The 10,868-nt window shown below is 71.4% G+C and carries 6 protein-coding genes; all 6 read left to right on the forward strand.

The annotated features are described in order from the left end of the window. Positions 1-256: 256 nt before the first annotated feature. The gene (locus ACFVH5_RS41695) at positions 257-1,798 is read left to right on the forward strand and encodes a leucyl aminopeptidase (RefSeq protein WP_384811469.1); all 1,542 of its coding nucleotides are present in this window, start codon (positions 257-259) and stop codon (positions 1,796-1,798) included. Between the two features lie 268 nt (positions 1,799-2,066). Then, the gene (lpdA, locus tag ACFVH5_RS41700; protein ID WP_107018272.1) at positions 2,067-3,455 is read left to right on the forward strand and encodes a dihydrolipoyl dehydrogenase; all 1,389 of its coding nucleotides are present in this window, start codon (positions 2,067-2,069) and stop codon (positions 3,453-3,455) included. A 67-nt stretch (positions 3,456-3,522) separates the two neighbouring features. Further along, positions 3,523-5,373, forward strand: coding sequence for a 2-oxoglutarate dehydrogenase, E2 component, dihydrolipoamide succinyltransferase (gene sucB, locus ACFVH5_RS41705; protein WP_385838895.1), 1,851 nt, complete (start codon positions 3,523-3,525; stop codon positions 5,371-5,373). Between the two features lie 487 nt (positions 5,374-5,860). Next, the gene (locus ACFVH5_RS41710) at positions 5,861-6,502 is read left to right on the forward strand and encodes a GntR family transcriptional regulator (protein ID WP_385838896.1); all 642 of its coding nucleotides are present in this window, start codon (positions 5,861-5,863) and stop codon (positions 6,500-6,502) included. 319 nt (positions 6,503-6,821) lie between these two features. Then, positions 6,822-9,527 (forward strand): pyruvate dehydrogenase (acetyl-transferring), homodimeric type, encoded by a 2,706-nt coding sequence (gene aceE / locus ACFVH5_RS41715; protein ID WP_385838897.1) that lies wholly within the window; start codon positions 6,822-6,824, stop codon positions 9,525-9,527. A 349-nt stretch (positions 9,528-9,876) separates the two neighbouring features. Continuing rightward, positions 9,877-10,868: helix-turn-helix transcriptional regulator (locus tag ACFVH5_RS41720; RefSeq protein WP_385838899.1), on the forward strand; the 992-nt coding region annotated here is incomplete at its 3' end.

The following is a 10,868-nucleotide window of genomic DNA, read 5'->3' on the forward strand; positions in this document are numbered from 1 at the left end:
CCCCGGAACCCCCGCTCCTCACCGGCGTTTGGGGCTTTCTGTGTGCGGACCGTCCGCGACTCTTCAGCCCGTCCGGCGTTTGAGGACGAGCGCGGCAGCGCGATTGCGGGGGTGTGGGGGCGGCAGCCCCCAGGGACGGACTCTGGTAGGAGCGAACGTCGGGACCGCGCGTAGGCTCGGGGGCGGGACTCCAACCCCCTGGCCGACCACACCCCCGCCGGCCACAGCAACTCAACGGAAGCGAGATTTCACCACCGTGACTGCTCTCACTCTCAGCACCGCCGCGGCGCCCGGTCTGCGCACCGACGCGATCGTCGTCGGTGTCGCCAAGGTCACCGGGTCCAAGTCCGGGGACCTGGTGGTCGCACCGGGCGCCGAAGCCGTGGACAAGGCGTACGACGGCAGGCTCGCCGGCGTTCTGGAGACCCTCGGCGCCTCGGGCGGCGAGGGCGAGGTGACGAAGCTGCCGGCGCCTTCCGGCTTCAAGGCACCGCTCGTCGTGGCGGTCGGCCTCGGTGCCCTCCCGGAGAAGGACGGCTCCTTCTCCGCGGAGACGCTGCGCCGCGCCGCCGGTGTCGCCGCCCGCGCCCTGGCCGGTACCAAGAAGGCCGCGTTCGCCCTGCCGGTCTCGGACGCCGCCGACGCGGGCGCCATCGGCGAGGGAGTGCTGCTGGGCTCGTACTCCTTCGACACGTACAAGGAGGCCGCCAAGGACGGGAACGGCTCCAAGAACGGCAAGGCCCCGCTCGCCGAGGCCACGCTGCTGGGCGGCAAGGCCCGCGACAAGGCGTTCAAGGCGGCCGTCGAGCGCGCCACGGCCGTGTCCGAGGAGCTGAACCGCGCCCGCGACCTCATCAACACCCCGCCGAACGACCTGAACCCGGAGGCCTTCGCCGCTGTCGCGCAGGCCGCGGCCAAGGAGCACGGCATCAAGGTGCAGGTGCTCGACGAGAAGGCGCTCGCCAAGGGCGGGTACGGCGGCATCCTCGGCGTCGGCGCCGGTTCCGCGTCCGCGCCCCGGCTGGTGAAGCTCTCGTACACCTCGTCCAAGGCGAAGAAGCACCTCGCCTTCATCGGCAAGGGCATCACGTACGACTCGGGCGGCATCTCGCTCAAGCCCGCCGGGCACAACGAGACGATGAAGTGCGACATGAGCGGTGCGGCGGCGGTCTTCGCGGCCGTGGTCGCCGCCGCGCGGCTGAACCTCGAGGTCAACGTGACCGGCTGGCTCGCGCTGGCCGAGAACATGCCCTCCGGCTCCGCCACCCGTCCGGGCGACGTGCTGCGCATGTACAGCGGCAAGACCGTCGAGGTGCTCAACACCGACGCCGAGGGCCGGCTCGTGCTCGCCGACGCGCTCGCCAAGGCGTCCGAGGAGAAGCCCGACGCAATCGTCGACGTGGCGACGCTGACCGGCGCGATGATGCTGGCGCTCGGCAACCGTACGTTCGGGATCATGGCGAACGACGACGCGTTCCGCTCCGCGGTGCACGAGGCCGCCGAGGAGGTCGGCGAGCCCGCGTGGCCGATGCCGCTGCCGGACCACCTGAAGAAGGGGATGGACTCCCCGACCGCCGACATCGCCAACATGGGCGAGCGCTACGGCGGCGGTCTGGTGGCCGGGCTCTTCCTGAAGGAGTTCGTGGGCGAGGGCATCACGTGGGCGCACCTCGACATCGCCGGGCCCGCGTTCAACGAGCAGGGGCCGTTCGGGTACACGCCCAAGGGTGGTACGGGGTCCGCCGTGCGTACGTTGGTACGGCTGGCCGAGCTGACGGCCGCCGGCGATCTGGGCTGACGCCCGCCCGTCGATCGGGCCCGCACCCCTTCCGCGGCGAGTGCGGGCCGGTCGCGCAGTTCCCCGTGCCCCGACGGGGCGCGGGGCCTCCCGTGTGATCGATCAGACGTCCTACAGCCCGGCCCGGCGTCCCGGGCGGCGGCGACAAGTGCGAAGATGGGTTCTCGGCAGGACAGGGCCCACCTCAGGGCCGAAGAAAGAGCGGCCACACCAGCCGCCGCCCGGTCACTGAAGACCGGCGCCGGCGCACATGCATGGAGGACGTGACGTGGCGAACGACGCCAGCACCGTTTTCGACCTAGTGATCCTCGGCGGTGGTAGCGGCGGCTACGCCGCGGCCCTGCGCGGAGCGCAGTTGGGCCTGGACGTCGCCCTGATCGAGAAGAACAAGCTCGGCGGCACCTGCCTGCACAACGGCTGCATTCCCACCAAGGCCCTGCTGCATGCCGGCGAGATCGCCGACCAGGCACGCGAGAGCGAGCAGTTCGGTGTCAAGGCCACCTTCGAGGGCATCGACATCGCCGCCGTCCACAAGTACAAGGACGACGTGATCAGCGGCCTGTACAAGGGCCTGCAGGGCCTCGTGGCCTCCCGCAAGGTGACGTACATCGAGGGTGAGGGACGTCTGTCGTCCGCCACCTCCGTGGACGTCGGCGGGCGCCGTGTGGAGGGCCGTCACGTGCTCCTGGCGACCGGCTCCGTGCCGAAGTCGCTGCCGGGCCTGGACATCGACGGCAATCGCATCATCTCCTCCGACCACGCGCTGACGCTGGACCGCGTACCGCAGTCCGCGATCGTGCTGGGCGGCGGTGTCATCGGCGTCGAGTTCGCCTCGGCGTGGAAGTCCTTCGGCACCGACGTCACCGTGATCGAGGGCCTCAAGCACCTCGTCCCGGTCGAGGACGAGAACAGCTCCAAGCTTCTTGAGCGCGCGTTCCGCAAGCGCGGCATCAAGTTCAACCTCGGCACGTTCTTCGACAAGGCCGAGTACACGCAGGACGGCGTCCGCGTGACCCTCGCCGACGGCAAGACCTTCGAGGCGGAGATCCTCCTGGTCGCCATCGGCCGCGGCCCGGTCTCCGCCGGTCTCGGTTACGAGGAGCAGGGCGTCGCGACGGACCGCGGTTACGTCCTGGTCGACGAGTACATGCGCACCAACGTGCCGACCATCTCGGCCGTGGGTGACCTCGTCCCGACGCTCCAGCTCGCGCACGTCGGCTTCGCCGAGGGCATCCTGGTGGCGGAGCGTCTGGCCGGTCTCAAGACCGTCCCGATCGACTACGACGGCGTGCCCCGGGTGACGTACTGCCACCCGGAGGTCGCCTCCGTGGGCATCACCGAGGCCAAGGCCAAGGAGATCTACGGTGCGGACAAGGTCGTCGCTCTGAAGTACAACCTGGCGGGCAACGGCAAGAGCAAGATCCTCAAGACCGCGGGCGAGATCAAGCTCGTCCAGGTCAAGGACGGTGCCGTGGTCGGCGTCCACATGGTCGGCGACCGCATGGGCGAGCAGGTGGGCGAAGCCCAGCTGATCTACAACTGGGAGGCGCTGCCCGCCGAGGTGGCGCAGCTCATCCACGCGCACCCGACGCAGAACGAGGCCATGGGCGAGGCTCACCTCGCCCTGGCGGGCAAGCCGCTGCACTCGCACGACTGACCGACCCTCGGTCAACTCACGACGCGACGACACAGACTTCCGCAATTCGTAAGGAGCAACCGAAACCATGGCGGTTTCCGTAACCCTTCCGGCGCTCGGCGAGAGCGTCACCGAGGGCACTGTCACCCGCTGGCTGAAGGCCGAGGGCGAGCGCGTCGAGGCCGACGAGCCGCTGCTCGAAGTGTCGACCGACAAGGTCGACACCGAGATCCCCTCCCCTGCCGCCGGTGTGCTCGCCTCCATCAAGGTCGCCGAGGACGAGACCGTCGAGGTAGGCGCCGAGCTGGCCGTCATCGACGACGGCTCGGGCGCCCCCGCCGCCGAGTCCGCCCCGGCCGCCGAGCCCGAGGCGGCCCCCGCTCCCGAGCCCGCCGCGGCTCCGGAGCCGGCCCCGCAGGCCACTCCGTCCGCCGAGGCCGCCGCTCCGGCGCCGGCCCCGACCGCCGAGGCCGCCTCCGGCGGCGGCAGCGCCGAGGGCACCGACGTGGTGCTTCCGGCACTGGGCGAGTCGGTCACCGAGGGCACCGTCACCCGCTGGCTCAAGGAGGTCGGGGAGTCGGTCGAGGCCGACGAGCCGCTGCTCGAGGTCTCCACGGACAAGGTCGACACCGAGATTCCGGCGCCCACCTCCGGTGTGCTGCTCGAAATCGTGGTCGGCGAGGACGAGACCGCCGAGGTCGGCGCGAAGCTGGCCGTCATCGGTGCTCCCGGCGCGGCTCCGGCCGCGGCGCCCGCTCCGGCCGCCCCGGCACCGGCGCCCGCCGCCGCTGCCCCCGCCCCGGCACCGGCTCCGGCAGCCCCCGCGGCTCCGGCAGCTCCCGCCGCTCCGGCAGCTCCCGCCGCTCCGGCTCCGCAGGCGCCCCCGGCTCCCGCACCGCAGCAGCAGACGGCTCCGGCTCCCGCCCCGGCTCCGGCCGCGCCGGTACCGGCTCCCGCTCCCGTCACCCCGGCCGCGGCGCCCGCCGCGACCTCCGGTGACGACGGCGCGTACGTGACCCCGCTGGTGCGCAAGCTCGCCGCCGAGAACAGCGTCGACCTGTCCACCGTCAAGGGCACCGGCGTCGGCGGGCGGATCCGCAAGCAGGACGTCATCGCCGCCGCCGAGGCCGCGAAGGCCGCTGCCGCCGCTCCGGCTCCGGCCGCCGCCCCGGCCGCGCCGAGCGCCGGCAAGAAGACGCCGACGCTGGAGGCCTCTCCGCTGCGCGGCCAGACCGTGAAGATGCCCCGCATCCGCAAGGTCATCGGCGACAACATGGTGAAGGCCCTGCACGAGCAGGCCCAGCTGTCCTCGGTCGTCGAGGTCGACATCACCCGGCTGATGAAGCTCCGCGCGCAGGCGAAGGACTCCTTCGCGGCGCGTGAGGGCGTCAAGCTCTCCCCGATGCCGTTCTTCGTGAAGGCGGCGGCCCAGGCGCTGAAGGCCCACCCGGCCGTCAACGCCCGGATCAACGTCGACGAGGGCACGATCACCTACTTCGACACCGAGAACGTCGGTATCGCGGTGGACTCCGAGAAGGGCCTGATGACTCCGGTCATCAAGCACGCGGGGGATCTCAACATCGCCGGTATCGCCAAGGCCACCGCCGAACTGGCGGGCAAGGTCCGGGCGAACAAGATCACTCCGGACGAGCTGTCCGGTGCGACCTTCACGATCAGCAACACCGGGTCGCGTGGTGCGCTGTTCGACACGATCATCGTGCCGCCGAACCAGGTCGCGATCCTGGGGATCGGTGCGACGGTCAAGCGGCCGGCCGTCATCGAGACGGACGAGGGTACGGTGATCGGTGTGCGTGACATGACGTACCTGACGCTGTCCTACGACCACCGGCTGGTGGACGGCGCGGATGCCGCCCGTTACCTGACCGCGGTCAAGGCGATCCTCGAGGCGGGCGAGTTCGAGGTCGAGCTCGGCCTGTAGGCTCCGCCGCCACCGCAGCAACGCACGACGAGGTGCCCCTGTCCGGTCCACCGGACGGGGGCACCTTTCGCGTTGCCCGCGCGCCGGAAATCGGGCCGGTCCTTCACCTGCGGGCCGACGGGGGCCGTTCGCGCAGTTCCCCGCGCCCCTAAAAACGGGCCGGTTCCACGGCTGCGGGTCGTGTGTGGCTGGCCGCGCAGTTCCTCGCGCCCCTGAAAGTCTGCGGGTGCCGGTCGTGTAGGGCTGGGGCGCAGCCCCGTCTTTCAGGGGCGCGGGGAACTGCGCGAACGGCCCCCACCGGACCCGCGGCCGACGTACAACCCGCCGGGGCGCAGCCCCGCCCTGAAGGGGCGCGGGGAACTGCGCGGCCAGCCCCCACTGGCCCGCGGCCGAAGAACAGGCCCGCAGCCCCACCCCGCACGCGCCCGGCCAAAGCCCGCGGCGCGTCGTGGCCTTATTGTCTAAAGGTCAAAACGAAGGAGCCCCCATGACCGCGCCCGTCGTCCACTCGCTCCGCGAGCAGATCCGCGAGCACATCGTGGAGGGGATCGTCAGCGGTCGCTGGAAGCCGGGCGAGCGGATCGTGGAGCGCCGGATCGCCACGGAGCTTGAGGTCAGCCAGACCCCCGTACGGGAGGCCCTGCGCGAGCTGGAGTCCCTGCGGCTGATCGAGTCGGCCCCGAACAAGGGCGTACGCGTACGCAATCTGACCGCCGCCGACCTGGAGGAGAGCTACCCCGTCCGGGCCGGCCTGGAGGCCATCGCCGCCGAGCTGGCCGCGGAGCGCCTCGCGGCCGACTGCTCGACCCTGGAGCCCCACGTGGCCGCCCTGTACGAGGCCGACCGCAAGGCGGACGGCACGGGCCAGGTCCGCCACACGGTGGCCTTCCACCGCGAGCTGGTGCGCGCCGCGGGCAACAGCGTGCTGCTGCACACCTGGGAAGGCCTGGGCATCGAGGTCTTCACGGCCCTGTCGATCCGCTGGCTCGGCACGGTCCAGCAGTCGTACGCGGAGGAGCACGAGGCTCTGGTGGAGGCGTTCCGGCGCCGGGACCCCATGATCGCCGAGCTGGTGAAGGCGCATGTGCTGGGGTGCGCCCCCAGGACGGGCGACGAACCCGCCTCGTGACCGCGGAACCGATCGCAACCGTGATCGCGACCAGGGGAGCGCGGCCCCGCTCATACGTACCCCCGCGGAGCGCCGACAGCCCGCCTCACCTGCGAAAACAAGGCACCCCGTGCCCACGGCGAAGGCACCGCGTGCCTACTTTCTCGTGATCAAGAGGTTTTGCCCCTCAACCCTTTGATCGATCATCGATCAGCGAGTTACAGTCATCGGCGGGCTCCCACCAGAGCCCGCCGCCCTGTCCTGCCAAAGACCAAGGGCAATCCCCCCGACACACCCCTTGCCGACGAGGGAACCCCCTCCGCATCCGGAAGGCGGCGCTATGACCGACCCCACCGCTATCCAGCCGAGCGAGCTCGACCAGCTCCCGGACCGCGACCCCGAGGAGACCGCCGAATGGCAGGCCTCCCTCGACGCCGTCACCGAGGCGGCCGGGCCGCACCGTGCCGCGTACCTGATGCGCCGCACGCTGGAGCGCGCCGAGGGCAACGGACTCGCGCTGCCCAAGCTGCTTGAGACCGACTACGTCAACACCATCCCGACCGCCGCCGAACCCACCGTGGACGGCGACGAGGAGATGGAGCGCCGGATCACCGCGTGGAACCGCTGGAACGCGGCCGCGATGGTGACCCGCGGCGCGAAACACGGCGTCGGCGGCCACATCGCCACCTTCGCCTCCGCGGCCTGGCTCTACGAGACCGGCTTCAACCACTTCTTCAAGGGCAAGGAGGCCGACGGGTCCGGCGACCAGCTCTACATCCAGGGCCACGCCTCCCCCGGCATCTACGCCCGCGCCTTCCTCGACGGCCGCCTGACCGAGGCGCACCTCGACAACTTCCGTCAGGAGGCGGGCGGCAACGGCCTCCCGTCGTACCCGCACCCGCGGCGCCTGCCCTGGCTGTGGGAGTTCCCGACGGTGTCGATGGGCCTCGGCCCGCTCTCCGCGATCTACCAGGCGCGCTTCAACCGCTATCTCACCAACCGCAGCATCAAGGACGTCTCGGCGTCCCACGTGTGGGCGTTCCTCGGTGACGGCGAGATGGACGAGCCCGAGTCGACGGCGGCACTCGCGCTGGCTTCCCGCGAGGGTCTGGACAACCTGACCTTCGTCATCAACTGCAACCTGCAGCGCCTCGACGGTCCGGTCCGCGCGAATTTCAAGATCGTGCAGGAGCTGGAGGCCCAGTTCCGCGGCGCCGGCTGGAACGTCATCAAGTCGCTGTGGGGCAACGCCTGGGACGAGCTGTTCCGGCTCGACACCACCGGCGCCCTCGTCCGCCGCCTGCGCCAGGTCCCCGACGCGCAGGTGCAGACGTACCAGACCCGCGACGCCGCCTACATCCGCCAGGACTTCTTCGGCTCGGACCCGGCGCTCGTCGAGCTGGCGAAGCTGCTGAGCGACGACAAGATCCTGGAGTGTTTCCACCTCTCCCGCGGTGGTCACGAGGCGCGCAAGGTGTACGCGGCGTACAAGGCCGCCGTCGAGCACAAGGGCGCTCCGACGGTCATCCTGGCCCAGACGGTCAAGGGCCACACCCTCGGCTCGGGCTTCGCGTCGAAGAACGCCAACCACCAGATGAAGAAGCTGTCGACGGACGAGTTCAAGCAGATGCGTGACCTGCTGGAGCTGCCGATCAGGGACAGCGACTTCGTCGACGGCGTGGTCCCCTACGGCCACCCCGGCGCCGACTCCCCCGAGGTCCGTTACCTCCAGGAGCGCCGCGCGGCCCTCGGCGGCCCGGCCCCGGCCCGTCGTACGCAGCCGCTGGCGCCCCTCCCCGCGCCCGCCGACAAGGCGTTCGCGGCCTTCGACAAGGGCTCCGGCTCGCAGAACGTCGCGACGACCATGGCCTTCGTACGCCTGGTCAAGGACCTCGTCCGCGACAAGACGTCCGGGAAGCGCTGGGTGCCGATCGTCCCCGACGAGGCGCGCACCTTCGGCATGGAGAGCCTCTTCCCGTCGCTCGGGATCTACTCCCCCAAGGGCCAGACGTACGAGCCGGTCGACCGTGACCAGCTGATGTACTACAAGGAGGCCAAGGACGGCCAGATCCTCAACGAGGGGATCACCGAGGCCGGTTCCATGGCGGACTTCATCGCCGCGTCGACCGCGTACAGCACGCACGGCGAGCAGATGATCCCGTTCTACATCTTCTACTCGATGTTCGGCTGGCAGCGCACGGCCGACCAGATGTGGCAGCTCGGCGACCAGCTGGGCCGCGGCTTCCTCGTCGGCGCCACGGCCGGCCGTACGACGCTGACGGGCGAGGGCCTGCAGCACGCGGACGGGCACTCGCCGGTGATCGCCGCGACGAACCCGGCGGCGCTGTCGTACGACCCGGCGTTCGCGTACGAGGTCGCGACGATCGTCAAGGACGGGCTGCGCCGGATGTACGGCGAGGCCGCCCCCGGTGAGGACCAGAACGTCTTCTACTACCTCACCGTCTACAACGAGCCGATCCCGCAGCCCGCGAAGCCCGCCGCCACCGGCATCGACGAGGGCATCGTCAAGGGGCTCTACCGCTTCAACACGGCGGAGTCGGCGGGTGTCCAGGTGAACGCCGCCAACGCCGCGCGGATCCAGCTGCTGGGCTCCGGCACGGCGATCCACTGGGTCCTGGAGGCGCAGAAGCTGCTCGCCGAGGAGTGGGGCGTGGCCGCGGACGTCTGGTCCGCCACGTCCTGGACCGAGCTGCGGCGCGACGCGCTGGAGGCCGACGCGGCGCTGCTGCGCGGCGAGGACCGGGTGCCGTTCCTTCGGCAGGCGCTGCAGGGGGCGGAGGGGCCGGTACTGGCCGTCTCCGACTACATGCGGCAGGTGCCGGACCAGATCGCGCAGTGGGTCGAGCAGGACTACTCGTCGCTGGGCGCGGACGGGTTCGGGTTGTCCGACACCCGGGCTGCGGCCCGTCGCCACTTCGGCGTCGACGCGCAGTCGATCGTGGTGGCTGCTCTGGCGCAGCTCGCGCGGCGCGGCGAGGTCCCCGCATCCGCGGTGAAGGAAGCCCGCGCGAGGTACGGCCTGTAGTTCCTCCCCCACCCTCCCGCGGCCGTTTCACGGCCTGCGGGAGGGTGGGGTGGGGTTGCCGGTCGTCGGGTGCGGGTCGCGTGTGGCTGGTCGCGCAGTTCCCCGCGCCCCTAAAGACGAAAGGCAGGGGCGCAGCCCCGCTTTTCAGGGGCGCGGGGAACTGCGCGGGCAACCACGACGCCGCCGCACCCGCCCACCGGCCCCGGCCGATCCAGGGGCGCGGGGAACTGCGCGGCCAGCCACGACGAGGTCGCACCCGACCCTGCACCCCCACCCCCCGGCCCGCCGCAGGCGAACGCGTACCCACCCCAGTCACCGCACCGGCGGAGCCACCGGCATCATGGGGGGCATGCGCGCTGCCCGGCTCATCAAGATGGTGCTGCTCCTGCAGTCCCGGCCCTCCATGACCGCCGCCGAGCTGGCGCGCGAACTGGAGGTGTCCGAGCGGACGATCACGCGGGACGCGCAAGCGCTGTCGGAGGCGGGCGTCCCGGTGTACGCCGACCGTGGCCGCACCGGCGGATACCGCCTGGTCGGCGGCTACCGGACCCGGCTGACTGGCCTCGCCCGCAGCGAGGCGGAGGCCCTGTTCCTCTCCGGCGTTCCGGGCGCCCTGCGGGAGATGGGCCTGGAGGACGCCTCCTCCGCCGCCCTCCTGAAGGTGTCCGCCGCCCTCCTGCCGTCCCTCAGGGACGCCTCCCGTACCGCGGCCCAGCGTTTCCATCTGGACGCCCCCGCGTGGTTCGCCGAGCCGAGGACCCCCGAGCTGCTGCCCGCGATCGCGGAGGCCGTCTGGGACGACCGCCGGATCACCGCGCGCTACCGGCGCGAGGAGACGGACCTGGAGCGCGAGCTGGAGCCGTACGGCCTCGTCCTCAAGGCCGGTGTCTGGTACGTGTGCGCCAGGGTCGTCGGGGCGGAGCACGCACCGGACCAGGGGCCCGGCCCCTTCCGGGTCTACCGCATCGAACGGTTCACCTCCGCCGAGCCCGCGGGCGACCGCTTCGAGCGCGACGAGTCCTTCGACCTGCCCGGCTTCTGGGCCGACCAGGCCGAGCAGTTCGCCCGTTCGCTCCTGCGGGCGACCGTCGTGGTGCGCCTCACGGAGGCGGGTGCGCGGCGGCTCAGACACACCGTGGATCCGCTCTCGGCCCAGGAGGCCCTGGACGCAGCCGGCCCGCCAGACGGCGAGGGCCGGGTGACGCTCACGCTGCCGGTCGAGTCGTACGACGTCGCGTACAGCCAGTTCCTCTCCCTAGGTCCGGAGGCGGAGGTACTGGAGCCGGCCGAGCTAAGGAAACGTTTCTGCGACGCTGCGGCCCGGGTCGCCGCGTATTACAT

The organism is Streptomyces sp. NPDC127119, assembly GCF_042677425.1.
Taxonomy (GTDB): Bacteria; Actinomycetota; Actinomycetes; order Streptomycetales; family Streptomycetaceae; genus Streptomyces.

Bases quoted from the DNA above. Each gene is read 5' to 3' on its own strand.
- sucB (WP_385838895.1), top strand. From the start codon at position 3,523: ATGGCGGTTTCCGTAACCCTTCCGGCGCTCGGCGAGAGCGTCACCGAG.
- ACFVH5_RS41710 (WP_385838896.1), top strand. From the start codon at position 5,861: ATGACCGCGCCCGTCGTCCACTCGCTCCGCGAGCAGATCCGCGAGCAC.
- aceE (WP_385838897.1), top strand. From the start codon at position 6,822: ATGACCGACCCCACCGCTATCCAGCCGAGCGAGCTCGACCAGCTCCCG.